A 23,740-nucleotide genomic window follows, 5' to 3' on the forward strand; every position below is an offset into this window, starting at 1 on the left:
TTCAAGCATATCGCCTTCCAGTTCGAGCCTATCGCGGCGGCGCTCGACTACGAGCAGAAGGTGACGCGCGAGGAACTGGCGCTGATCATCGACATGGGCGGCGGCACGTCGGACTTCTCGATCGTGCGCGTTTCACCGCAGCGCTCCCGTTCGCTCGACCGCAAGGACGACATCCTGGCCAGCCGAGGCGTCCATATCGGCGGTACGGATTTCGACCGGCTGCTGAGCATCGCCCATGTGATGCCGCAGCTCGGCTATCTGACGCCAACCAAGGACGGCAAGCGCAATCTGCCGGCGAGCTATTTCATCGATCTGGCGACATGGCAGCGCATCAACCTGGTCTACACCGCCAAGGCCATGACGCATCTGCGCCAGATCCGCTACGAGGCCGAGCGCGCCGACCTGGTCGACCGTTTCATCCACATCGTCGAACACCGCTACGGACACGCGCTGGCGGCACTCGTCGAAAAGGCCAAGATCGAGCTGACCGACAGCTCGTCCGCCGATGTGGCGGTGAAGCTGCCGGGTGCTGAATTCGCCGCCGAAATCACACGCAGCGGGCTGGATGCCACGATTGCCAGGGACATCGAGCGGGTCACGGCAACGGTGGCGCAGACCATCCGGGACGCCGAGGTCAGGCCATCCGACATCACCGCGGTGTTCCTGACCGGCGGATCGACCGCGATCCCGCTGGCAAGGCGAGAGATCCTGTCGCTGGTGCCGCAGGCATCCGTCATCGAAGGCGACATGTTCGGCTCGGTCGGACTTGGCCTGGCGCTGGATGCGCAGCGGAAGTTCGGCTGAGGTCTTCTCAGAGCGGTCCAGCTTTTCAGAGACTGATCCGCTTTAGGCTACGCCTTGTGCCCATAAATCCCGTCGGCGTGATGCGACGAAGGTCACGTCCGCCTCGCCCCAGCACCGACCAAGCTCGTGCCACAGCGCGATATGTCGCGATTGGCCAGAAGCTGCCGTGAACCGCCGGACAGAGACTTACCCGCGTGTTGTCAAAGTCGAGAGCTGGTCAGTGTCGTAGCGGTTTCGCAAATCGGCGAGCGCTTTTGGGTCCGGCGCGCCCCGCGCCGCGAGTTTGGCGAGTTCTTCGAAATAGTGCTCGTGGCCAGGCGGAGAGACGGTCAGCAGCACGCGGGCGGGTCTCTCACTGACATTCGTGATGTCGTGCGGCACTCCCGGTGGAATGAACAGATAGGTTCCGGGCGTTGCGCGGATCGTCTTGTCGCCGACATGCCACGCACACTCGCCCTCAAGCAGGTAGAATGTCTCTTCCTGCACGCGGTGAACATGCCGTCCGGTGGCGAACCCCGCCGGGATCGTCCAGTCAAACATGCTCGTGTGCTTGGTATTTTCGCCGGTGACGAGGAAGACCATAGGTTGACCACGTAGCATGACACCCTTCTTCTCATCGGGCATGCGAATAACGGCATTGGCGCTCATGGGATCCTCCTTTGACTGGGCGCTTACTTCTGGCAAGCACTTGTGCAACATTGGCCATCGATGCTGGGAAGTCGTGAATTCGTTCCCAAAAATTTGCTAAAAGCGTTTGATGACAATCGGAGGCGACCTTTATCAGTTTGGCCCGTTCCGCCTCGATCAGGTAGCGGGCATTTTGTACCACGGTGCCGAGCCGACCATGCTTGGGCAACGCGCCGTCGCGCTGCTGCGTTTGCTGCTCCAAAACGCGGGCGTACCGGTGTCCAAGGACGCGCTGGTCGAGGCCGGCTGGGGCAAATTGGCGGTTGCCGATAACAACCTCACGGTCCAGATCGCGGCCTTGCGCCGAGTATTGGCCAACGCGGCGGATGCTAGGAGCTGGATCGAAACACTGCCGCGCCGCGGCTATCGCTATGTAGGACCGGCTGTTGCGACGAATGTCCCTGATCGTTCGGCTGCCGCCCGCACCGCGTCGGCGCTGACCCTGCCTGAGAAACCGTCCGTCGCGGTCCTGCCGTTCTCGAACTTGAGCGGGGATCCGCAGCAGGAGTACTTCGCCGATGGGATGGTCGATGACATCATCACCGGTCTGGCACGCATCAAGTGGCTTTTCGTTATCGCACGAAACTCGACCTTCACCTACAAAGGCCGCGCCGTGGACGTGAAGCAGGTCGGCAGCGAGCTTGGCGTGCGCTATGTCCTCGAAGGTAGCGTGCGCAAGGCCGGCGGTAGTGTGCGCGTGACCGGTCAGATGATCGACGCATCAACCGGCGCGCATGTGTGGGCCGAGCGCTACGACCGCAGCTCCGAGGATATTTTCGCGCTTCAGGACGAGATCGCGCTATCAGCGGTGGGCGCGATTGCTCCGAGCGTGCGAAAAGCGGAAATTGAACGCGTCAGGCGGAAGCGCCCAGAGAGTCTCGATGCTTACGATCTCGTGCTTCAAGCCCAGCCTGATGTTGATACAGGTATGCCAGTACAAGTTACGAGAGCGCTGGGGCTTCTTGAGCGTGCGATCGCACTCGAGCCTGCCTATGCCCTTGCGCATGGCAATGCCGCGATGTGTCATCATTGTTTGTTCCTTCGCTCCGGGCTGCAAGAAATCAACCGTGCGGCTTCGATCCGGCACGCCCGATCGGCCATTGTCCATGGACAAGACGATGCGCTCGCTCTGACATGGGCAGGGTTTTCGATCGGCATGGATGCGCATGATCGCGCGGCTGCGTTCACTGCGCTGGAAGCTGCCCTCGCCATTAGCCCGTCATCGGCGCTGACCTACATTCTTGGCAGCGTCATTCTCGGATGGGGCGGCGAAGCAGAGCGCGCGATAGAATGGAGCGAGAAGGGTATGCGGCTAAGCCCGTTCGATTCGTGGGCGTGGGCCGCGTTTGACGCGCAAGCAATGAGCCATTTGCTGCGCGGACGTTACGAAGAAGCTTGTCGTGCGGCCTATAAGTCCGTTCAAGCCAATCCAGCACACAGCATCACCTACGTGCAACTGACCGCAGCGCTCGCCAAACTCGGCCGGCTGGACGAAGCGAGGGCGGCCGCTGCGCGCGTGCGCGAGCTTCAGCCGGGTTTTCGCTACAGCCGCCAGTTTGCTGGCGTGAGCTGTGCGCCGGCACTCGCGGAGACTCTTGGAAGCGCGCTGCGGGACGCCGGATTGCCGGAGTGACGGTCGAGCGTTGAGGCGGACAGCGCTCGCGGTGATCCAATTTGGGTCATTTCGACGGGGTTGTCGGCAGTCTCATGCCCGCTTCTGCCCATAAGCGCCGAACCGGGTCCGGCGCGCTACGTTTTGCCGGTGAGATGCGCCTTTAGCGCCATCTGGGCCAGGCTTGCCTGGCGATCGCGATGGGTGATCATGGCGAAGTCGCGTTTCGGCAATTCGAGCGGCACGGACCTGAGACTGCCTTCGGCCACGGCGCGGGCCACGACAAGCTCCGAAATGATGGTAGCGCCGGCTCCCGCCTCGACCGCCTGGCGGATGGCCTCGTTGCTCGGCAGCACCAGGAATATCTGCAAGTCGGCGAGTGAAATTCCTTCGCGGCGGGCCAGGTCCTCCAGCACTTCGCGGGTGCCCGAACCGCCCTCGCGGATGATCCAGCGCAGGTCCTTGATGTCGGAGTGGCCGGGCGCGACTTCCGCGATCTCCGGATGCGTGCTGGCAACCACCAGCATCAGCCTGTCGACGTCAACCTTGGTGCGGCGCAATATGTCGGACTCGGTACGTCCCTCGACCAGCCCGAGATCGGCCGCGCCATCGAGGACATTGGCCTCCACCTGCCTGGTGTTGCCGATGGAGACGCTCAGCCTGACCGCCGGATAGGCCTCGTGGAAGGAAGCCAGCCGGCGCGGCAGCCAGTAGCTGGCGATGGTTTGGCTGGCGGCAATCGAGAGGCTGCCGGTGACGGTCTGCGAGACATGCTCCAGAACATTGCGGGCGGCGGCGGCCCGTTCGAGCACGGCCTTGGCCTCGGGAAGGAACCGATGACCGGTCTGGGCAAGCTCGATGTTGCGGCCGACCCGGTTGAACAAATGCACGCCGTGCTGTTCTTCAAGCGCTCGGATGGCGGCCGATGCGGCCGACTGGGAAATGCCCAGCAGTTCCGCCGCCTTGGTCATGTGGCCGCGCTCGGCGACGGCGACGAAAATCCGCAACTGATCCAGTGTCATGTCTGTATTAAGAACCAATATCGATCGAATTTACAAGAACAACTGATTAGACGGATCGATAGCTTCATTCTAAGTTTTCGAGCGAAGTTAGAAAAAATTCGCCAAGAGATCGCAGAGAGCAGAATGATCGGGCGGTTCAGATCCCTGCTTGCGCATTGGAGCCGCGGCATAAGGCGGCGGCTGGCCGGCGATCGATATCATCCGGAAGAGCATTACATGCGCGGCCCCGGACCGAAGACGCGAGCCAAATCCGCCGGCCGCGCGGGCACCACCGGATCATGATGCAGGGATCGCCGCGCGGCGCGAATTCGGCACCATCGCAACGCCCGCTTGCCGACACGCGCGCACCGGATGAAGGCGACGGCGTCGACACCTCGCCTGACGTTTCCGACAGCATCGCCAAGACGACCTGCTACATGTGCGCCTGCCGCTGCGGCATCGACGTGCACATCAAGGATGGCAAGGTCCGCTACATCAACGGCAACAAGGACCATCCGGTCAATCGCGGCGTGATCTGCGGCAAGGGCAGCTCCGGCATCATGCAGCATTACAGTCCGGCAAGGCTGAAGAAACCATTGCTACGGACCGGTCCACGCGGCTCTGGCGCGTTCCGCGAGATCGAGTGGGAAGAGGCGTTTTTGATCGCCACCGAACGGCTGTCGAACATCCGCCGGACCGACCCCAAAAAACTCGCTTTCTTCACCGGCCGCGACCAGTCGCAGTCGCTCACCGGCTGGTGGGCAAGCCAGTTCGGCACGCCGAACTTCGCCGCCCATGGCGGCTTCTGTTCGGTCAACATGGCGGCGGGTGGACTCTATACGATCGGCGGTTCGTTCTGGGAGTTCGGTGAACCCGACTGGGACAACACCCGATATTTCATGCTGTTCGGCGTCGCCGAGGATCACGATTCCAACCCGATCAAAATTGGCCTCGGCAAGCTCAAGGCGCGCGGCGCCAAGGTCGTCTCGATCAACCCGTGCCGCACCGGCTACAACGCCATTGCCGACGACTGGATCGGCATCCGGCCCGGCACCGATGGCCTGCTCGTGTTCGCGCTCATCCATGAATTGCTGAAGGCCGGGCGCGTCGATCTCGAGTATTTGCTGCGCTACACCAATGCCCATGTCCTCGTCGTGCAGGAGCCGGGTGCCGCCGATGACGGGTTGTTCATGCGCGATGCCGACGGCAATGCGCTGGCCTGGGACAGGGTAGCGAAGACACCGGTCTGCGCCGCCGAGGCCAGTGCAAAACCGGCACTGACCGGCAGCTTCACGATCGATGGCCGCCACTGCGTTCCGGTGTTCCAGCTGATCGCCGACCGCTACCTCGATGAGAGCTATGCGCCGGACGCGGTCGCCGAGCGCTGCGGCATTGCCGCCGACACGATCCGCAGGATCGCCGCCGAACTCGCCCATGTCGCCTTCGAACAGACGATCGAATTGCCGATCGCCTGGACCGACTGGGCCGGGCGCCGCCACGAGACGATCAAGGGGCGGCCTGTCTCGATGCACGCCATGCGCGGCATCTCGGCCCACTCGAACGGTTTTCACACCTGCCGCGCCATCCATTTGCTTCAAGTGCTCTTAGGCACCGTGGATGTCCCCGGCGGTTTCCGTTTCAAGCCGCCCTATCCCCGGTCCGCGCCGCCAGGGCCGAAACCGGCGGGCAAGACCGTCAAGCCGATGACGCCGCTCGACGGCATGCCGCTCGGCTTCGTCTGCGGGCCGGACGATTTGCTGGTCGACGAGGCCGGCACGCCGACCCGTATCGACAAGGCCTATTCCTGGGACGCACCGCTGGCCGCGCATGGCCTGATGCACACCGTCATCCGCAACGCCTGGGCTGGCGATCCTTACAAGATCGACACGCTCATGATGTACATGTCCAACATGGCGTGGAATTCCTCGATGAACACCGTCGAGACCATGGCGATGCTGACCGACCACGACGAGGCCGGCAACTACAAGATCCCCTTCATCATCTATTCCGATGCCTATTATTCCGAGACCGTGCCGTTCGCCGACCTCGTGCTGCCGGACACGACCTATCTCGAGCGCCACGACTGCATCAGCCTGCTCGACCGGCCGATCAGCCATGCCGACGGACCCGGCGACGCCATCCGCCATCCCGTCGTCGAGCCCGACCGCGATGTCCGCCCATTCCAGTCGGTGCTGATCGAACTCGGCGCCCGGCTTGGCCTGCCCGGTTTCGTCGATGACGACGGCGCCGCCAAGTATCGCGACTACGCTGACTACATCGTCAACCATGAGCGCACGCTCGGTATCGGCCCGCTCGCCGGCTGGCGCGGCAAGGACGGCACCACGATCGGCAAGGGCGAGGTCAATCCGGACCAGTTGCAGCGCTACATCGACAATGGCGGCTTCTGGCACCACGATTTCGCTAACGACCAGCGCTACTACAAGATGGCCAACCGCTCCTATCTCGATTTCGCAGAGCAGATGGGCTTCATCCCCAAGGCGGGGCCGATCGTCTTCCAGCTCTATTCCGAGCCGCTGCAGCGTTTCCGTCTGGCCGCGCGTGGGCACGGCCCTGTCTTGCCGCCGGAGGGCGATCGTCAACGCATCGAGACCTACATGGACCCGCTGCCGTTCTGGTACATGCCCTTCGAGGAGGCGGTCGTCGACCTCGAAAAATATCCGCTGCATGCGCTGACGCAGCGGCCCATGCATATGTACCATTCCTGGGGCTCGCAGAATGCGTGGCTCAGGCAAATCACCAGCCAGAACCGGCTGTTCGTGCATCATCGAACCGCCGCCGGTCTCGGCCTTGTCGATGACGACTGGGTGTGGATCGAAAGCATCAACGGCAGAGTGAAGGGGCAGGTCAAGCTGATCGACGGGGTGAACGAAAGCACGGTCTGGACCTGGAACGCCATCGGCAAGCGGCGCGGCAGCTGGGGGCTGAAGGACGACGCGGCCGAATCCAACCGTGGCTTCCTGCTCAACCATATCATCGGCGACCAGACCTCGGCCGATGCTCAAGGCAAACGCTATTCGAATTCCGATCCGGTGACCGGCCAGGCGGCATGGTTCGACCTGCGCGTGCGGATCGTCAAATGCGCGGCTGAGGAAGCCGGCTTCACCGAGCCGCAGTTCGAACGTTTCCAGCAGCCGCCGCATTTCGAACCCTCGCCCGACAAGCTGACTTTCGGCGCCGAGTTCCGCCGGGCAAGAGAGGCGGCCGAATGACCTGTCTGCCAAGTCAAAGCGGCAAGAAGCTCGGCCTCGTCATCGATCTCGACACATGCGTCGGCTGCCAGGCCTGTGTCACCGCATGCAAGGAATGGAACACGGGCGGCCACATGGCGCCGCTGACCGACATCGACCCCTATGGCGGCCATGTCGACGGCGTCTGGTTCAACCGCGTGCACAGCTACGAGCACACCACCGAGATGGGTGGGCGCACGGTGAACTTCCCGCGCTCCTGCCTGCATTGCGAGACGCCGGCTTGCGTTACCGTCTGCCCGACCGGCGCCTCCTACAAGCGGGCCTCGGACGGCATCGTGCTGATCGACGAGGACAAGTGCATCGGCTGCAAATTGTGCAGCTGGGCCTGCCCCTATGGCGCACGCGAATTCGATACCGATGTCGGGGTGATGAAGAAGTGCACGCTGTGCGTCGACCGCATCTACAATGACAATCTGGCCGAAGAAGACCGCGTGCCGGCCTGCGTCGCCGCTTGCCCGACCAGTGCCCGTCATTTCGGCGATCTCGGCGATCCTCAGTCGGCTGTCTCGCAACTGGTGGCGGAGCGTGGCGGCGTCGACCTGATGCCGGAGCTCGGCTATCGCCCGACCAACAAATACCTGCCGCCACGCGCCCACACCACGCGCGCGGCATCGGTGGCAGCACCCGCACTCGAACCGGTGCGGGCCGAAGGTGGCTTTCTCGGCTGGGTCGACCGCATGCTTTCGAACTAGCCCATGCACCCAGCCTTCTCCGTCGTCTTCTTCACCACCGCTACCGGCGCCGGCTATGGGCTGCTGGCACTGCTGGGTGTGTTCGGAGGCTTCCAGATCATCCAGCCTGACTTCTGGCTGGGCCTCATCGGCATGGGCCTGGCGCTCGGCCTGATCGCGGCCGGGTTGTTGTCCTCAACGGGTCATCTCGGCCGCCCCGAACGCGCCTGGCGGGCGTTCTCGCAGTGGCGCAGTTCCTGGCTGTCGCGCGAAGGCGTTGCCTCGGTCCTCACCTTCATTCCGGCGGGACTGTTCGGCATCGGTTGGATATTCTTCGGCAAGACCGATGGCTGGGTCGGCATCGCAGGATTGCTCGCGGCCTGTGGTGCGGCCGTAACCGTCTGCACGACCGGCATGATCTACGCGTCGCTGAAGCCGATCGCCCAGTGGCACAGCCGTTTCACCTTGCCGGGCTATCTCATCTTTTCGGCGATGACCGGCAGCGTGTTGCTGAACGCGCTGCTGCAGGGGTTTGCGCTTGGTTCGAAAATCATTCTGGCGGCTTGTGTGCTGCTGACCTTGCTCGGCTGGGGCTGGAAACTGGCAACCTGGCGCTACAACGACCGGCTGGAAATCCCGACCACCGCCAACACTGCGACGGGTTTGGCCGGCGGCACGGTGCAGTCGCTGGAATGGCCGCATACCGAGGAAAACTATCTGCTCAAGGAAATGGGCTTTCGCATCGCGCGCAAGCACAGCGCGCGGCTACGCCAGATCACGCAGCTCCTGGCCTTCGCCCTGCCCGGCCTGCTGCTCGCCGTAACAGTTGCCCTGCCCCGGCCCTTCGCAGCAGCACTGTCACTGCTTGCCGCGATCGTGCAGTTCGCCGGTATGCTGGTCGAACGCTGGCTGTTCTTCGCCGAAGCCAAGCACACTGTCACGCTCTACTACGGCAGATAGGGCGTTTCAGCCGGGCCTGAGCATCGAGCGCGAGATGGCGAAGATACGGTCCGTGCCGAGCATGTAAGCCATCAAAGTGTCCAGCCGGAACAGCCCTGCATAGGCGCGGTCGAGCACGTTGAGCGAACCGGTATAGGCGCCGAAGGCCGGCATGATCATGCGGCCGCCGTCGCCGGCAAAGCAGCGCCGCCGCACCGAGCGGCCGCGCTGGACGATGCGGGCGCAAGGATGCAGATGGCCCGCTATTTCGCCTTCGACACGCTGCTTCGACGGCTCATGCCGGAACAGCAGCGAGCCGATGGCCAGTTCGCGCACTGTTTCGCCGGGCAGGTCGGCGGGCGCATCCGGATCGTGATTGCCGGCGACCCAGAACCAGTCGCGTCCTGATATCAGCGCTTCCAGACGCTCGCGGAAGCTTGCGTGCATACGCTCGGCGCCGCCGCCATCATGAAAACTGTCGCCCAGGCTGATGACGATGGATGGGTGGTAGTCTGATATCACCGCCTGCAGTCTCAGCAAGGTCGCGCCAGTGTCGTAAGGTGGGATCAGCGTGCCGCGCCGTGCCAGCGACGAACCCTTTTCCAGATGCAGGTCGGAAACGGCCAGAAGCCGCAGATCCGGAAAATAGAGCACGCCGCGCGGGTCGCAGACGGCGCGCTCGCCGGCGATGCCGACAAGGTCGGCCTCGGCGATCAGCGATGCGCGCGCCAGCGAAAAATTCATCTGGAAATCGGTCTCATCTTTGGCCCATCGCCTCCTCGACCAGATCGGCGGCTTCCATGAGCAAGGACTCGTTGGCGCCGCCATTCACCGATTCCTTGCCGATCTCCAGCATGATCGGCACCGCCAGCGGCGATATCTGCTCAAGATGCTTATGCATGATTCCACCACGCACGCGCGAGAGCATCTCGGCAAGTCTGCTGACATCGAGCAGTCCGGCCGCCGCATCGGTGCGCGTTGCCTGCAGCAGGATATGATCCGGTTCGTGGCTGCGCAGCACGTCATAGATGAGATCGGCCGACACCGTGACCTGGCGCCCGCTCTTCTCCTGGCCAGGAAAACGTTTCTCGATCAGCCCGGCAATGACCGCACAGGTGCGAAACGTCCGTTTCAGCATCCAGCTGTCGTTCAGCCAGGCCTCGAGATCGTCGCCCAGCATGTCTTCGTCGAACAAGGCAGCCAATGACGGCTTCTTCGCCTTGAACAGTGCCGCCATGTCATCCAGCGCCCACACGGCCAGCGAATAGTCGGTGGCGACGAAGCCGAGCGGGCGGGCATTGGCCCGCTCCAGCCGCCGTGTCAAAAGCATGCCGAGCGTCTGGTGCGCCAGCCTGCCCTCGAAGGGATAGGCGACCATGTAGTGGCGGTTGCCGCGCGGAAAGGTTTCCACCAGAAGGTCGCCGCGCTTCGGCAGCACCGACTTTTCCTTCTGCAGCCGCAGCCAGTCGGCAACCTGTTCGGGCAGAGCCTGCCAGCGGTCGCTGTCGGCCAGCATGCCGCGCACCTGATCGGCCAGATAGGTCGACAGCGGAAACTTGCCGCCGGCATAGGACGGCACGATGATGTTGGCGCCGGCGCCGTTGGAGACGACGCACTCGTTCTCACGGATGCCCTCGAAGCGCAGCACCTTGCCGGCGAACAGGAAGTTGTCGCCGGGCCGCAGCGTCTCGGCGAAATACTCCTCGATCTTGCCCAGCACCGGCCCGCCGCGACCAGCCATGCCACGGCCCTGCCTGACATATCGGACATTGAGCTCCGGCATTTCGACGATGGTGCCGACATTCAGCCGGTATTGCTGCGCGATGCGCGGATGCGAGACCCGCCACAGCCCGTCGACCGTCTTTCGAATGCGGGCGTAGCGCTCGTAATTCTTCAGCGCGTAGCCGCCGGTGGCAACGAAATCGACGACGCGGTCGAAGGTCTCACGCGCCAGCCCGGCGTAGGGCGCGGCACCGCGCACCTCTTCGAACAGCAGATCTGCATCGAAGGGCGCACCGCAGGCGACGCCCAGCACATGCTGCGACAGCACGTCGAGCGCGCCGGTGATCAGCGGCGGCGTGTCCTGTGCGCCGAGATAATTGGCGTCGAGGGCGGCCCGGCATTCCAGCACCTCGAAGCGATTGGCCGGAATGAGGATCGCCTTGGACGGCTCGTCCATGCGGTGGTTGGCGCGGCCGATGCGCTGCGCCAGCCGGCTCGCGCCCTTCGGCGCACCAACATGCACGACCAGGTCGACATCGCCCCAGTCGATGCCGAGGTCGAGCGTCGAGGTGGCGACGATGGCGCGCAGCGCATTCTCGCCCATCGCCTTCTCCACGCGTCGACGCTGACCGACATCGAGCGAGCCGTGATGCAAGGCAATCGGTAGCGAGTCCTCATTTGCCCGCCACAATTCCTGGAACAGGAGCTCCGCTTGGCTGCGTGTATTGACGAACAGGATCGTCGTGCGGTGCCGCTTGATCGCCTCATAGATTTCGGGGATGGCGTAGCGGGCCGAATGGCCGGACCACGGCACATGCTGTTCCGAGTCGAGGATGGAGATGTTGGGCTTGGCCCCGCCCGCAACAGTGATCAGGCCGGCCATGGCACCCGGCGGATTCTGCCCGACCAGCCAGCGCCGCAAATCGTCGGGCTCGGCAACGGTGGCCGACAAGCCTATCGTCTGCAGGCTAGGCACATAGCTGCGCAACCGCGCCAGACCGAGCGCCAGCAAATGCCCGCGCTTCGACGTCACCAGCGAGTGCAACTCGTCGAGCACGACATAGCGCAGATCCTCGAAGAAACGCCTGGCATCGGGCGCCGCGATCAGCAGCGCCAGCTGCTCGGGCGTGGTCAACAGGATGTCGGGCGGCACCAGCTTCTGGCGCTGGCGCTTGTGGGCGGGGGTGTCGCCGGTGCGCGTCTCGATGGTGACCGGCAGGCCGATCTCCTCCACCGGCTTGCCGAGATTGCGCTCGATATCGACAGCAAGCGCCTTCAGCGGCGAGATGTAGAGCGTGTGGATGCCGCGATGCGCCTGGCCTGGCTTTCGCCTTGGCCGGTTGGCCAGTTCGGTCAGCGACGGCATAAATCCGGCCAGCGTCTTGCCAGCGCCGGTCGGGGCAATCAGCAGGACCGACAGTCCGGCCTGGGCTTTCGCCAGAAGTTCAATCTGATGGGCGCGCGGCGACCAGCCCTTTTCGCCAAACCATCTGATGAATGGTTCGGGCAGGGCCACGGTGGCATTCTGTTCGGCAAGGCGCAGCTGTTCTGTCACCCGCCAGAGGTAGCGCGACGGCGGGCAATCGCCAAGAAGAATCGGAACAAAAGGTGATCGAGGCCTTTGTTCCGTCGTACCGGTACCTACTTGGGGCGACAGGCATTCGCGTGTTCGCTCCACCGGCTTCGCCAAGCTAACACATCCGGAATCGACGAAAGATTCTGATTTTCTTACGTCAATGGGCGCACTTCGTATTGGTCTTGCGACCTTACCGGCCTAGCATAGGATTTTGCTGCCTGCCGCAAACGACCCCCGTCTTGCGCCCTCAACAACCGAAACTTTAGAAATGACCGCCTCGCCTCGCTTTCTCGGCTTTCCGGACCGCCTCGCCGATGGGCACGTGCCTCGTGCGGTGATCTTCGGAGCCGGTCACGGCAGCACCTATCCCGGCAAGGACAGCAGCGGCCATGCCTTGGCCGCCGACGCCATCCGCGCTGCGAGCCAGGATGATGCCGCGCTCATCGAGCACTGGGATTTCGATCTCGGCGGCCCGTTGTTCGACGGCAAGCCGGTCTCTTGCATCGACGCCGGCGATGTCCCAACCACGATGCATGATAATGCCGGCAACCGGGCTCGGATCGAGGCGAAGATGCGCGAAATCCTGGCGCTGCCGTCTGTGCCGATCCTGATCGGCGGCGACTGTTCCATGACCATTCCCTTCCTCACCGGTTTTACGGATCACGGGCCGGTCTGGGTCCTGCAGATCGACGCCCATATCGACTGGCGCGACGAGGTGTATGGCGAACGCCACGGCTATTCGAGCCCGATGCGCCGGGCGAGCGAGATGCCGCATGTCGCCGGCATGGTGCAGGTCGGCCTGCGCAGCGTCGGCAGCGCAGGCATCACCGACATCGAAGCGGCACGGCGCTATGGCAGCCGCTTCGTGACCGCCCGCGAGGTCCACGCCCAGGGCGTCGAAGCCGCACTCCGGCATATTCCGGAAGGCGCGCGGGTCGTAGTCACCCTTGACTGCGACAGCCTCGATCCAAGCATCATGCCGGGCGTAGCGGCGCGTACACCCGGCGGCCTCATCTACACGCAGGTGATCGACCTGGTGGCGGGTCTCGGCAGGCGGGCCAGGATTGCGGGGTTCGACCTGGTCGAGTTCTATCCCCCCGCCGACATTGACGGCCTGTCGGCCCTGACCGCCGCGCGCATTCTCGTCAATGTGGTGGGCACCATCGTCCGGCAGGTTTGAAACCCGGCTTCCTCCCGTAGTCGCCAAACCCGTCGACCGGACATTGGACGGTACGGCCTTCAAAGGTAGGCGTTTGGCTCGGTCCTGATCTAAAGCGCGTCGTGTTTGAACGGATTCAGGCGACGCGCTTTAGGTCTTTGTTTTCATGCATGTCGTTTTCCCAAAACCGAGGTCACTTTTGGGCGACATGCATTAGGGCCGCCGAAACCCGGTCGGGCCGCCATAGAGATAACCGATGCGGGCAACCGCATCCTTCAACCCTTCGCGCGACACCAGCATGGTGTGGCCGTTGGCGTGGATCATTGTGTCGGCGTCGGTCATGACGGCGACATGGCCCTTCCAGAACACCAGATCGCCGCGCCGCAAGCCGGCGTAGTCCGGACCCGGATCCAGCGACTCGCCGAGCGTCGCCGCCTGCATGTCGGAATCGCGCAGCACGTTGCTGCCGGCCATGCGCATCGCCAGTTGCACCAGGCCCGAACAGTCGATGCCGAAGCCGGAAGTACCGCCCCAGAGATAAGGGGTTCCAAGAAACGTCTCGGCAACCGCGACATAGTCGGAGGCTGCTTCACTGAGCGGCCACAGATGACCCGCGATGATCGCCTCGCCGGATGGCAGGACGGCATAGTGCGTGCCACGCGTCTCGGCGGCATCCGTCACCGTCACCGTCGATCCCATCGACAACTGTCCGGCGATCGGAAAGCGCAGATCCGGCCCGGGGTAGAGGAAGGTGCGCGGCACGCAGACGATGTGGGTGGGCGCAAGGCCCCGCGCGCCCAGCATCGTGTCGGCGACATAGCCGACATAGCCGTCGCGTTCGGCCTGGACCCACGCCCAGCCTTCAGCGACCTCGAAGACGAGGACATCATCGCCGAACAGAAGTTGCGTGTTGACCCCGGCATCCGGCCGCGGCGCCCTGCGCATATCGGCCACGGATGCGGTGATCCGCGCCGGTCGGCCGGCGACGAAGCGCTCGGCGGCAACCTCGCCCTTCAGCCGCGCATCGGCAAGGTCGGAACGGAAAGCGTGAAGACGGGCATCCCTGGCAGTCAAATCGGGTATCTCTTCTATTCTGTTTGAGCGTGATCTTTATCCGAAAACCGGTTTCCACGTTTCAGGATCATGCTCTCTAGATGGGCAAGTCGCTCAAATCGGCAGTTCGTGGGCCTTGGCAATGATACCATCGCCGAAGCGCTCGACAAAGAGCGCGCCCTCGACCGTGCGCCTGATCAGCACATTGCGCTTGTCGAGCTCGTCGCGATGGCGCGACACCAGTTTCAACGCGCCCATCGTGTCGAGCGCGCGGGTGATCACCGGCTTGGTGACATTGAGGCGGGCGGCGAGCCCGCGCACCGTGTGCGGCGGCGGATCGAGATAGATGGTGAACAGGATCGCCGTCTGGCGCATGGTCAGATCGGGCTCGTCGTCGCGCACCTGCGACAGCATCACTTGCTGCCACAGTCGCAAGGCCTGGCTCGGGCGCATCCCAATCGACATCACGCCAGCATGACGGCAAATTGTTTCGGTTCCGTTTCAGTTTCCGCAATTTGCCGGCTCTGCTTACAGCTATCACCCGTAGCGTTTCGAGATGATCCGCTCCAGCGCGCGGATGCCTTGTGCCTCGCCGCCGGCGGGGCCATGCGGGCGGTCGGCCGGGTTCCAGGCGAAGATGTCGAAATGCGCCCATCCCGCGGTCTTTTCGACAAAGCGTTTCAGGAACAGCGCCGCCGTGATCGAGCCGGCAAAACCGTCCGCGGTGACGTTGTTGATGTCGGCGATCTTCGATGACAGTTTTGCATCGTAAGGCCGCCACAACGGCATGCGCCACAACGGATCCTCAGCCACGACGGAAGCCGCCGCCAGCTCGGCTGCCAGCGCTTCGTCACCGGTGTAGAAGGGTGGCAGGTCGGGGCCGAGCGCGACACGCGCAGCCCCGGTCAGTGTCGCCATGTCGACCAGAAGCTGCGGTTCCTCCTCGTCGGCCAGCGCCAGCGCGTCGCCCAGAACCAGCCGCCCCTCGGCATCCGTGTTGCCGATTTCGACAGTGATACCCTTGCGGCTCGTCAGCACGTCGCCGGGCCGGAAGGCGTTGCCGGCAATCGAATTCTCGACCGCGGGAATGAGCACGCGCAGCCGCAAATTCAGACCGGCAGCCATGATCATCGAGGCGAGGCCAAGCACATTGGCAGCACCGCCCATGTCCTTCTTCATCAACTGCATGCCGGACGATGGCTTGATGTCGAGACCGCCAGTATCGAAACAGACACCCTTGCCGACCAGCGTCACCTTCGGCGCGCCTTGCTGCCCCCATCTCATGTCAATCAGGCGCGGCGCGCCGGCCGACGCGCGGCCGACCGCATGGATCATCGGGAAGTTCTGATCGAGGAGATCGTCGCCGGTCACCACCGAGACTTCGGCCTTGTGCCTGACGGCCAGGGTCCGCACCGCCTGCTCCAGGTCTTCCGGGCCCATATCGCTGGTCGGTGTGTTGACCAGATCGCGTGTCAGGAAGACGCCATCGGCGATGCGGCGAACGCGCCCGGTATCGACGATGGCCGGCAGTTCGAAGCGCAGCGCCTTGCCTGACTTCTTGCCGTAACGGGTGAAGACATAGCCGCCGAGCACCAGCGCGGTGGCCGCGAGCTCGGGCTCGACCGGCGCCGAGGCGAAATGCCAGTCGCCTTCCGGCAAGGCTTTCGACAGCGCGCCGAGGGCGAGCGCGCCTTCGCCATCGCCGATACCGAACAACGCGCCGCCGAGCGCTCCGTTTTCGCCGGGCACGACCAGCGTCCTGCCTGGCTCGCCGGAAAAGCCGTTGGCTCTGGCCCAGGCGACGGCGGCTGGCGCAACACCCGTCGCCTCAAGGCGATCCCTGGCGACCAGATGGACCGGCAGTGAGCCCGGCAGTTTCTTCTCGACGAGTTCGACAGGCATTCGATGTTCTCCATGCGGCGACCTTCGAGTCGCCGTTCTTAACCATCCGTTAGGGTTAACAGAATATTTCTGCGGGAGGGAAGACGGCCACGCAATGGCCGCGCATGAATGGAGGCTTAGGTAGCCATGCCGACCAACCGCACGATCAACGCCAGGGGAAAACGGCTCATCACCACGGCCCTTGCGCTGGTGCTCGCAGCGGGCGTCGCCGGCTGCGGAACCGACAAGCTTTCCACCGGCTCGATCGGGCGCACCAGCGGCAAACCACTGGAAACCATGTCGGCGGGAGAACTGCACACTGCGACGACGTCACTTGGCCAATCCTACGCCAAGAACCCCAACGACAAGCGGATAGCGACAAATTATGCCGCGGCACTGCAGATGGACGGTGACGCCGACCAGTCGCTCGCCGTGATGCGCAAGCTGGCGATCGCTCTGCCGAAGGATCGTGACGTGCTTGCCTCCTATGGTAAGGCGCTGGCCGCCAATGGCCAGTTCGAAGCGGCGCTCGACGCCGTGCGCCGCGCCCAGACGCCGGAATATCCCGACTGGAGGCTGGTGTCGGCCGAAGCGGCCATTCTCGACCAGACCGGCCAGAAGGACGATGCGCGCCAGCTTTACCGCAAGGCGCTCGAGCTCAAGCCGAACGAACCTTCGGTGCTCTCCAATCTTGGCATGTCCTATGTGCTGGAAGGTGACCTGCGCACCGCCGAAACCTATATGCGCTCGGCCGCGCAGCAGCCAAATGCGGACAGCCGGGTCCGCCAGAACCTGGCGCTGGTCGTCGGCCTGCAAGGCCGTTTCGACGAAGCCGAGAAGATCGCCTCGCAGGAACTCTCGCCTGACCAGGCGCAGGCAAACGTCGCCTATCTCAGGCAGATGCTGGCCCAGCAGAATGCCTGGAGCCAGCTCAAGGACCAAGACAAGTCAAAACCGGCAACCAACTGAGACGACGATCCTTGTAGTGACCATCAATGAAGAAGCCGCGCTGCATGCAGCGCGGCTTCTTCACATGTCGTGCAGGGATTTGCCTTGCCGTTACTGGGCTGCTGCCGGTGCCGGATGATCTCCGAAGATACCGCGCTGGCTGACCTGAATGCCGGCAGGGCCCAGAATGATGGCGAAAAGCACCGGCAGGAAAAACAGGATCATCGGCACGGTGAGCTTTGGCGGCAAGGCGGCAGCCTTCTTTTCGGCCGCATTCATGCGCATGTCGCGGCTTTCGGCTGCAAGCACGCGCAGTGCATGCGCCACCGGCGTGCCGTAACGCTCGGCCTGGACGAGTGCCTGCGACACCGATTTGACCGAATCCAGGCCGGTGCGGCTTGCCAGGTTCTCGTAGGCCTGCTTGCGCTCCTGCAGATAGGAAAGCTCGGCGTTGGTGAGGATGAATTCTTCCGCCAGTGCCACCGATTGCGCGCCGATCTCGTCGGCGACCTTGCGGAGTGCTGCTTCCACCGACATGCCCGACTCGACGCAGATCAGCAGCAGATCGAGCGCATCCGGCCATGCCATCTGGATCGACTGCTTGCGCTTGGTGGCGCGGTTGTTGACGTAGACGACCGGTGCGTAGAAGCCGCCATACGCAACGAGGATGCAGACGAACAGCCTGATGACCAATGGCTTGTCGGGCAATCCTCCGAGGACGAAGATGTAGATTGTGGCCAGCGCGAAGCCGACGAAGGGAAGCACGAGACGGAAGAAAAGAAACCGCGTCAGCGGATTTTGCCCACGAAACCCGGCCACTTTGAGTTTCTGCAGCGTGCCCTCATCGGCGAGCGCGCGCCTAAGATCCAGCCGGTCGACGATGTTGCGCATGCCAACCGACTGTTCCTCGCGCAGGCCCTTGCGACGGCGATCCGCCTCGACGGCAAGCCGCGCGCGCTGCTTGGCACGGAGTTCGTCGCGTTCCAGGGCGACTGTTTTCATGCGCGACTTGAGCTGGTCTCCGCCAAACGCCGGCAGCAAGGTGAAGACGGTCGCAAACACCGCAATGGCGACCAGCAGCGCGATCAGGAAGGTCGGATCCGTCAGGGTTTTGATGACTTGCTCGGTCATGCCGCGATCCTAGACTTCGAAGTTCATCATTTTGCGCATCACAAAGATGCCGATCGACATCCAGACTGCCGCGCACCCAAGGATCAGGTGTCCAACGCTGGTGACGAACAGCGGCATCAGGTAGGCCGGGCTCGACAGGTAGACAAGAAAAGCGACGATGAAGGGCAGCGCACCGATGATGGCGGCGGACGCCTTCGCTTCCATCGACAGCGCCGCGACCTTGGCTTTCATCTTCTTGCGATCGCGGAGCACGCGCGAAAGATTGCCCAGCGCCTCGGAGAGATTACCGCCGGCCTGCGACTGGATCTGGATGACGATACCGAAGAAACTTGCCTCCGTGCAAGGCATGGTTTCGGGCATGCGCAAGGTCGCATCGGGGATCGACAGGCCCATCTGCTGCGAATCGACGATACGACGAAATTCAGTCTTCACCGGTTCGGGCGATTCGTTGGCGATCAGGCGCACGGCGTCGTTCAGCGGCAGGCCGGATTTTACGGCGCGCACGATGATGTCGAGCGCGTTTGGAAATTCGTTGAGGAATGCCTTGACGCGGCGGGCGCGACGAAACGAGACGAACCAGCGCGGCAGGCCGAGCGCGCCGGCCAGCAGCACGCCCGGCAAGACGATCAACGGCGCTCCGGCCACGAAGGCAGCCATCGTCAAAGCGAGGCCGCATATGGCGGAGTATATATAGAAGCGCTCGACTGTGGTCTTCAGGCCGGCCTGACGGAGTTGGGCTTTCAGCGGCGGTTTCTTGACAACGCTGTCCTTGGTTTTCTGCTTTGCGTCGAGATCGTTGAGCGAATCCTGAACCGATTTGCGCCGCTTGACGGCTTCCGCTGCGCGGTCGCGCGAGGCCTTGACGACGGAACGATCTGTCTCGGCGGTCTTGATCGTTTCGAGCCGCTTGCCGACCTGTTTCTCGTTGCTGATCCGAGTGAACAGGAATGCATAGGCGACCGCGCCGGCGCTGAAGCCGGCGAGCACGACAAACGCCAGTACTGTGCCGTCAATTCCAAACATTGGCCCGAACCCTTACGCCCCAGGATGCGTCAGTCAGCGCGTTTCTCCATCGCCTCGAGCGCAATGGCGAGGCGCTGTTCCTCGCCATAATAGCGGGCCCGCTCCCAGAAATGCGGACGACCGATGCCGGTCGATACATGCTCTCCCAGCAGCCTGCCATTGGCGTCCTCGCCCTTGATGTTGTAGAGGACGATATCCTGCGTGATGATGACGTCGCCCTCCATCCCGATCACCTCGGTGATGTGGGTGATGCGACGCGATCCGTCGCGCAAGCGTGCCGCCTGGATGATCACGTCGACGGAGCCGACGACGATTTCTCGCACCGTCCTCTGCGGCAGCGAATAACCGCCCATGGCGATCATGGATTCGATACGGTTCAGGCATTCGCGCGGGCTGTTCGAGTGGATCGTTCCCATCGAACCGTCATGGCCGGTGTTCATCGCCTGCAGAAGGTCGAACACTTCGGGTCCGCGCACTTCGCCGACGATGATGCGCTCAGGGCGCATGCGCAGGCAGTTCTTGACCAGATCACGCATCGTCACCTCACCCTCGCCCTCCAGATTGGGCGGGCGGGTTTCAAGGCGCACCACGTGCGGTTGCTGCAATTGCAGCTCGGCCGAGTCCTCGCAGGTGATGACGCGCTCGTCGCGGTCGATATAGTTGGTCAGGCAGTTGAGCAGCGTCGTCTTGCCCGAGCCGGTACCGCCCGAGATGACGATGTTGCAGCGAACACGGCTGATGATCTTGAGAACTTCAGCGCCCTGGGGTGAAATGGCGCCGAACTTGACCAACTGATCGAGCGTCAGCTTGTCCTTCTTGAATTTGCGGATGGTGAGCGTGGCGCCGTCGATGGAGAGCGGCGGCGCGATGACGTTGACGCGGGAGCCGTCGGGAAGACGCGCGTCGCAGATCGGACTGGATTCGTCGACACGGCGGCCAACCTGGCTGACGATGCGCTGGCAGATGTTGAGGAGCTGCTGGTTGTCACGGAAGCGGATGCCGGTCTGCTCGACCTTGCCGTTGACTTCGATGTAGACGTTCTTGGAGCCGTTGACCATGATGTCGGCGATGTCGTCGCGCGCGAGCAGCGGCTCGAGCGGCCCATAGCCAAGCACATCGTTGCAGATGTCCTCGAGCAGTTCTTCCTGCTCGGCGATCGTCATCGCGAAATTCTTGATCGCGATGATGTCGTTGACGATGTCGCGGATTTCCTCGCGCGCGCTTTCCGGATCAAGCTTGGCGAGCTGCGACAGATCGATCGTGTCGATGAGCGCAGAGAAAACCTGGCTCTTGGTGTCGTAGTAGGTTTCGCTCTTTTCGCGCTGTGCCCGCTTCGGCTCAGGCGCCAATGGCGGTGCCTCGACCGCACGACGCGCCGGCGGCACGACAGGTGCGCTTGGCGCAGCCGCAGGCCGGGCCAGAACTGCCGTCTCCGCAGAACTTGCCGCCGGGGGCGCAACAGGCGCCGCTGCTGGCTGGCGAAATTCCGGCGTGAACCGGTTGCCGTCGTCGCTGCCTCTTTTACCAAACATGATCGACTACCGATTCCACTGCTGAAGCGTCACTTCTTGTTGCGCGAGAACTTGCCGAGCAGGTTGCCAAGCCCGGCCTTCTTCTTGGCCTTGATTTCACTGCGCCCGGTCAGCACATGCGCCATTTCGTTGATCATTGCGACAACCGGGTTCTTGGCATCCATCTCGCCAAGCATGCGTCCGTTGTTGGCGGCATTGCCGAACAGCAAAGGATCGAAACCAATGACCGACATTGGCGACAGGCCGAGCGGCTCGGCGAAATCGGACGGCGAAATCTCCGGACGCTTCGGGATGCCGGCCTGGTTGATGATCAGCTTCGGCGGCGGGTCGTTGGGACGAAGCCGTTTGAACATGTCGACGAGGTTCTTGGTGTTGCGCAGATTGGCCAGTTCCGGTGTCGCAGTGATGACGATCTCGTCAGCCTTGATCAGGGTGTTCTTGGTCCAGCCCGTCCAGACATGAGGAACATCGAGCACCAAAAGCGGCACGCTGCGCTGGGCAGTGTCGATGAGCTGAGCGAAGGCCTCCGGATCGAAGTCATAGACCCGTTCGAGCGTCGAAGGTGCTGCCAGCAACGACAGATGCTCGGCGCACTGGGTCAGCAGCCGGTCAAGATAGACTTCGTCGATGCGCTCCGGCGAAAACACCGCCTCGGCGATGCCTTGCGCCGGATCCTGGTCGAAATTGATGTTGGCCGTGCCGAAAGCGAGATCGAGATCGGCGACGACCACCTCGGATTTGAACAGGGAGGACATCGCCCAAGCCACATTGTGGGCAATCGTCGAGGAGCCGACGCCACCCTTGGCGCCGACAAAGGCGATCGAGCGGCCTAGCGGCTCGGCTTCCGGATCGATGAAAATCGAAGACACCACGCTGACGATGTCAGCCATCGATACCGGTGCGATCACATATTCGGAAATGCCGTTGCGGATGAGTTCGCGGTAGAGGCCGACATCATTGTAATGACCGATCACCACCACCTTCGAAGTCGGATCACAATATTCCGAGAGCTGGGCGAGTTGCTCCAGCAATTGCTTGGGCTCGCTGCGCGATTCCAGCAGGATCAGGTTAGGCGTTGGCGCCGATTGGTAGAATTCGATGGCGGTGGGGACGCCGCCCATATGGACCTTGAGATGCGCCTTCGCCATGCGGCGGTCCTCGCCGGCCCGCTCGACCGGATTGGCAACGCCTTCGGTCTCGCAGAATGCCTGGATCGAAATGCGCGGAATCGGCCGCAATGCCTGCATCGCGGCGATGTCCTGCTGCGAGGTATCGCTGCCATCCACCGGGGCGTCGTAGGCAAGGTTGGTCATCGTCATACTCTTTCCCGTAGCCTGTTCTATCCGAGACTGGCCGGCTCAGTACGTCACTTCCGAATTGCCGAGGAACTCTTCCGAAATGCCTCTTGCACGATAGGTGTCGATCACCGCGCCGCGATTTTCAGCATCGATGGTAGAGGGCTTGCGGGGGCCGAGCAGATCGGCCGGGTTAGCCATCTGGGCAGCAAGATTGTTCTGATAGGAGCAGCCGAAGTCGGCATAGTGCTTGTTTTCCGACGTGTTGACGAGGTCGTCGGGCCAGCGTCCGCATTTGTCGGTCTGAGCTCTCACCGAGATATAGGAGACGCGAACCGGGGCGGATGTCTCGCTCGAACCGGCCTGATAGGAGACCACGACGATGCGGTTGCGCTTGATGCCGCTGGCGACTGCGAGCCTGGCGAAATCACGGCCGGCCGCCGTCGCGGCGACCTCGTTGGCCGATCCGCTCGGGATCTGGATCGTCAGCGTCGGGGCGGCACTCTTGTCATATCCGTCGAGGAAGCCAAGAAGCGTATCGCGCTGGGAGCCGGTCATGCCGCGGTCACCAGCGCCAACCGGCAGATCGATCTTCTGATTCTTCTCTGCGATCACAATCGGATGGTTGGTGCGATAGTCATCCGGAATGGCGCCGACCGTGATACTGTCGCGCTGCGCGCAGCCAGCGAGCAACGCCGCAACCACGACCACCAGGGCCGGAACGGCTCGCCGGCAGACCTGCGAACGTCCAAGGCGCATCGTCGTGGCGATGGTGCTTGCCTGCAATACTGACTGAGACATATCCACTTCCCCGCTTACTTGTAGATGAAGCCGACAACGCCGTGGTAACGGCCGTTGGGCTTGTCGGTCTGCATGGTACCGTAGACGCGATTGACGCGGCCAAGGAACATCGCGGCACCATCGCTGGCGGCGTTGAAATTGTCGTCCGGCTTGGCGAGGTCGTTGCGTGCCACGGGCTTCACCAGATAGGGCGTGATGATGATGACGAGTTCGGTCTCGTTGCGCACGAAGTCCCTGCTGCGGAAGAGCGCGCCGAGCACAGGGATTTTTGTCAGTCCAGGCAAGCCGTTGACGGCTTGCCTGACGTCGTCGCGAACCAGACCGGCGATCATCATGGATCCGCCTGAAGGCAGTTCCACCGTTGTGTCGGCAAGACGCTTGCGCAGCGAAAGGGCATTCATGCCGGCACTCGTCACGCCTTCGGACAACGACACGGATCCCTCGGTTGTTGGCTCGGAAACCGAGGTTCGGACTTTCAGGCTTATGCGGCCGGGAGACAACACCACCGGCTGGAATTCCAGGCCGATGCCGTACTCGATCTTGTCGACGGTGTAGGTTTTCAGGCCAGTCTGGTTGTCCGTGGATACGTTCTGGGAGACGCCGCTCACCATGTTGTATTCGCCGCCGACCTTGAAG

General features: G+C 63.0%; 19 protein-coding genes and 1 pseudogene. 7 read left to right on the top strand and 13 right to left on the bottom strand.

The genetic code is table 11. The annotated features are described in order from the left end of the window. On the top strand, nucleotides 1-804 hold an 804-nt coding region (locus tag EN935_RS01740; RefSeq protein ID WP_164770991.1), incomplete at its 5' end, for an Hsp70 family protein. A 186-nt stretch (nucleotides 805-990) separates the two neighbouring features. Here EN935_RS01740 and EN935_RS01745 read toward each other — a convergent pair. Then, nucleotides 991-1,452 (bottom strand): cupin domain-containing protein, encoded by a 462-nt coding sequence (locus EN935_RS01745; RefSeq protein ID WP_109666784.1) that lies wholly within the window; start codon nucleotides 1,450-1,452, stop codon nucleotides 991-993. Between the two features lie 109 nt (nucleotides 1,453-1,561). Here EN935_RS01745 and EN935_RS01750 point away from each other — a divergent pair, with 109 nt between their 5' ends. After that, entirely contained in the window at nucleotides 1,562-3,124 is a 1,563-nt protein-coding gene (locus tag EN935_RS01750) for a winged helix-turn-helix domain-containing protein (protein ID WP_109666481.1), read from the top strand. Nucleotides 3,125-3,240: 116 nt separating this feature from the next. Here the strand turns inward: EN935_RS01750 and EN935_RS01755 are convergent, their stop codons facing one another. Next, nucleotides 3,241-4,125: a LysR family transcriptional regulator gene (locus tag EN935_RS01755; protein WP_127263851.1), complete on the bottom strand. Its 885-nt coding sequence runs from the start codon at nucleotides 4,123-4,125 to the stop codon at nucleotides 3,241-3,243. Nucleotides 4,126-4,406: 281 nt separating this feature from the next. Here EN935_RS01755 and EN935_RS01760 point away from each other — a divergent pair, with 281 nt between their 5' ends. Genes EN935_RS01760 through EN935_RS01770 form a run of 3 tightly spaced genes read left to right on the top strand, consistent with a single transcriptional unit; the run spans nucleotide 4,407 to nucleotide 9,004 of the window. Next, nucleotides 4,407-7,334 carry a molybdopterin oxidoreductase family protein gene (locus EN935_RS01760; RefSeq protein WP_127263865.1) on the top strand — a complete coding sequence of 976 codons (2,928 nt, stop codon included), beginning with the start codon at nucleotides 4,407-4,409 and terminating at the stop codon, nucleotides 7,332-7,334. Further along, the gene (locus EN935_RS01765; RefSeq protein ID WP_056588391.1) at nucleotides 7,331-8,065 is read left to right on the top strand and encodes a 4Fe-4S dicluster domain-containing protein; all 735 of its coding nucleotides are present in this window, start codon (nucleotides 7,331-7,333) and stop codon (nucleotides 8,063-8,065) included. Before EN935_RS01760 ends, EN935_RS01765 begins: the two co-directional genes overlap by 4 nt. A 3-nt stretch (nucleotides 8,066-8,068) precedes the next feature. Next, nucleotides 8,069-9,004, top strand: coding sequence for a DmsC/YnfH family molybdoenzyme membrane anchor subunit (locus tag EN935_RS01770; protein WP_127263853.1), 936 nt, complete (start codon nucleotides 8,069-8,071; stop codon nucleotides 9,002-9,004). Nucleotides 9,005-9,010: 6 nt separating this feature from the next. On the opposite strand, the gene pdeM is transcribed toward EN935_RS01770, so the two are convergent. Next, nucleotides 9,011-9,727 carry a ligase-associated DNA damage response endonuclease PdeM gene (gene pdeM, locus EN935_RS01775; RefSeq protein WP_127263855.1) on the bottom strand — a complete coding sequence of 239 codons (717 nt, stop codon included), beginning with the start codon at nucleotides 9,725-9,727 and terminating at the stop codon, nucleotides 9,011-9,013. A gap of 13 nt (nucleotides 9,728-9,740) precedes the next feature. After that, nucleotides 9,741-12,260, bottom strand: coding sequence for a ligase-associated DNA damage response DEXH box helicase (locus EN935_RS01780; RefSeq protein WP_127263857.1), 2,520 nt, complete (start codon nucleotides 12,258-12,260; stop codon nucleotides 9,741-9,743). Nucleotides 12,261-12,549: 289 nt separating this feature from the next. Between EN935_RS01780 and EN935_RS01785 the strand changes: the two genes are divergently transcribed. After that, nucleotides 12,550-13,461, top strand: a complete 912-nt coding sequence (locus EN935_RS01785) for an agmatinase (RefSeq protein WP_127263859.1) — start codon at nucleotides 12,550-12,552, stop codon at nucleotides 13,459-13,461. A gap of 192 nt (nucleotides 13,462-13,653) precedes the next feature. Here the strand turns inward: EN935_RS01785 and EN935_RS01795 are convergent, their stop codons facing one another. The 3 genes from EN935_RS01795 to EN935_RS01805 form a co-directional block, all read right to left on the bottom strand. Beyond that, the gene (locus EN935_RS01795) at nucleotides 13,654-14,514 is read right to left on the bottom strand and encodes an NlpC/P60 family protein (protein WP_127263861.1); all 861 of its coding nucleotides are present in this window, start codon (nucleotides 14,512-14,514) and stop codon (nucleotides 13,654-13,656) included. Nucleotides 14,515-14,607: 93 nt separating this feature from the next. Next, complete coding sequence (locus EN935_RS01800) at nucleotides 14,608-14,958, bottom strand: MarR family winged helix-turn-helix transcriptional regulator (RefSeq protein ID WP_109666469.1); 351 nt, start codon at nucleotides 14,956-14,958, stop codon at nucleotides 14,608-14,610. A 72-nt stretch (nucleotides 14,959-15,030) separates the two neighbouring features. After that, nucleotides 15,031-16,395, bottom strand: coding sequence for a leucyl aminopeptidase family protein (locus EN935_RS01805; RefSeq protein WP_127263863.1), 1,365 nt, complete (start codon nucleotides 16,393-16,395; stop codon nucleotides 15,031-15,033). Nucleotides 16,396-16,521: 126 nt separating this feature from the next. Here EN935_RS01805 and EN935_RS01810 point away from each other — a divergent pair, with 126 nt between their 5' ends. Further along, complete coding sequence (locus EN935_RS01810; RefSeq protein ID WP_126067612.1) at nucleotides 16,522-17,343, top strand: tetratricopeptide repeat protein; 822 nt, start codon at nucleotides 16,522-16,524, stop codon at nucleotides 17,341-17,343. A gap of 90 nt (nucleotides 17,344-17,433) precedes the next feature. Here the strand turns inward: EN935_RS01810 and EN935_RS01815 are convergent, their stop codons facing one another. The 6 genes and pseudogenes from EN935_RS01815 to EN935_RS01840 form a co-directional block, all read right to left on the bottom strand. After that, nucleotides 17,434-18,453 carry a type II secretion system F family protein gene (locus tag EN935_RS01815; protein WP_109666464.1) on the bottom strand — a complete coding sequence of 340 codons (1,020 nt, stop codon included), beginning with the start codon at nucleotides 18,451-18,453 and terminating at the stop codon, nucleotides 17,434-17,436. Nucleotides 18,454-18,462: 9 nt separating this feature from the next. Beyond that, complete coding sequence (locus EN935_RS01820; protein WP_109666462.1) at nucleotides 18,463-19,476, bottom strand: type II secretion system F family protein; 1,014 nt, start codon at nucleotides 19,474-19,476, stop codon at nucleotides 18,463-18,465. A gap of 29 nt (nucleotides 19,477-19,505) precedes the next feature. Further along, nucleotides 19,506-21,008: a CpaF family protein gene (locus EN935_RS01825; protein WP_126067611.1), complete on the bottom strand. Its 1,503-nt coding sequence runs from the start codon at nucleotides 21,006-21,008 to the stop codon at nucleotides 19,506-19,508. Nucleotides 21,009-21,037: 29 nt separating this feature from the next. Beyond that, nucleotides 21,038-22,327, bottom strand: coding sequence for a CpaE family protein (locus EN935_RS01830; protein WP_126067610.1), 1,290 nt, complete (start codon nucleotides 22,325-22,327; stop codon nucleotides 21,038-21,040). 39 nt (nucleotides 22,328-22,366) lie between these two features. Then, a complete protein-coding gene (locus EN935_RS01835) occupies nucleotides 22,367-23,104 on the bottom strand; it encodes a CpaD family pilus assembly protein (protein ID WP_126067609.1) in 738 nt (245 codons plus the stop codon). A 14-nt stretch (nucleotides 23,105-23,118) separates the two neighbouring features. Continuing rightward, nucleotides 23,119-23,740 (bottom strand): annotated as a pseudogene (locus EN935_RS01840) (pilus assembly protein CpaC); the annotation flags it as partial.

The sequence above is a fragment of the Mesorhizobium sp. M7D.F.Ca.US.004.03.1.1 genome, assembly GCF_003998635.1.
GTDB classification, from domain to species: Bacteria; Pseudomonadota; Alphaproteobacteria; order Rhizobiales; family Rhizobiaceae; genus Mesorhizobium; species Mesorhizobium loti.

Excerpts from the sequence above, each read along its gene's own strand:
- EN935_RS01745 (WP_109666784.1), bottom strand. The coding sequence starts at position 1,452 with ATGAGCGCCAATGCCGTTATTCGCATGCCCGATGAGAAGAAGGGTGTC.
- EN935_RS01750 (WP_109666481.1), top strand. The coding sequence starts at position 1,562 with ATGACAATCGGAGGCGACCTTTATCAGTTTGGCCCGTTCCGCCTCGAT.
- EN935_RS01755 (WP_127263851.1), bottom strand. The coding sequence starts at position 4,125 with ATGACACTGGATCAGTTGCGGATTTTCGTCGCCGTCGCCGAGCGCGGC.
- EN935_RS01760 (WP_127263865.1), top strand. The coding sequence starts at position 4,407 with ATGCAGGGATCGCCGCGCGGCGCGAATTCGGCACCATCGCAACGCCCG.
- EN935_RS01765 (WP_056588391.1), top strand. The coding sequence starts at position 7,331 with ATGACCTGTCTGCCAAGTCAAAGCGGCAAGAAGCTCGGCCTCGTCATC.
- EN935_RS01770 (WP_127263853.1), top strand. The coding sequence starts at position 8,069 with ATGCACCCAGCCTTCTCCGTCGTCTTCTTCACCACCGCTACCGGCGCC.
- pdeM (WP_127263855.1), bottom strand. The coding sequence starts at position 9,727 with ATGAATTTTTCGCTGGCGCGCGCATCGCTGATCGCCGAGGCCGACCTT.
- EN935_RS01785 (WP_127263859.1), top strand. The coding sequence starts at position 12,550 with ATGACCGCCTCGCCTCGCTTTCTCGGCTTTCCGGACCGCCTCGCCGAT.
- EN935_RS01800 (WP_109666469.1), bottom strand. The coding sequence starts at position 14,958 with ATGTCGATTGGGATGCGCCCGAGCCAGGCCTTGCGACTGTGGCAGCAA.
- EN935_RS01805 (WP_127263863.1), bottom strand. The coding sequence starts at position 16,395 with ATGCCTGTCGAACTCGTCGAGAAGAAACTGCCGGGCTCACTGCCGGTC.
- EN935_RS01810 (WP_126067612.1), top strand. The coding sequence starts at position 16,522 with ATGCCGACCAACCGCACGATCAACGCCAGGGGAAAACGGCTCATCACC.
- EN935_RS01815 (WP_109666464.1), bottom strand. The coding sequence starts at position 18,453 with ATGACCGAGCAAGTCATCAAAACCCTGACGGATCCGACCTTCCTGATC.
- EN935_RS01820 (WP_109666462.1), bottom strand. The coding sequence starts at position 19,476 with ATGTTTGGAATTGACGGCACAGTACTGGCGTTTGTCGTGCTCGCCGGC.
- EN935_RS01825 (WP_126067611.1), bottom strand. The coding sequence starts at position 21,008 with ATGTTTGGTAAAAGAGGCAGCGACGACGGCAACCGGTTCACGCCGGAA.
- EN935_RS01830 (WP_126067610.1), bottom strand. The coding sequence starts at position 22,327 with ATGACGATGACCAACCTTGCCTACGACGCCCCGGTGGATGGCAGCGAT.
- EN935_RS01835 (WP_126067609.1), bottom strand. The coding sequence starts at position 23,104 with ATGTCTCAGTCAGTATTGCAGGCAAGCACCATCGCCACGACGATGCGC.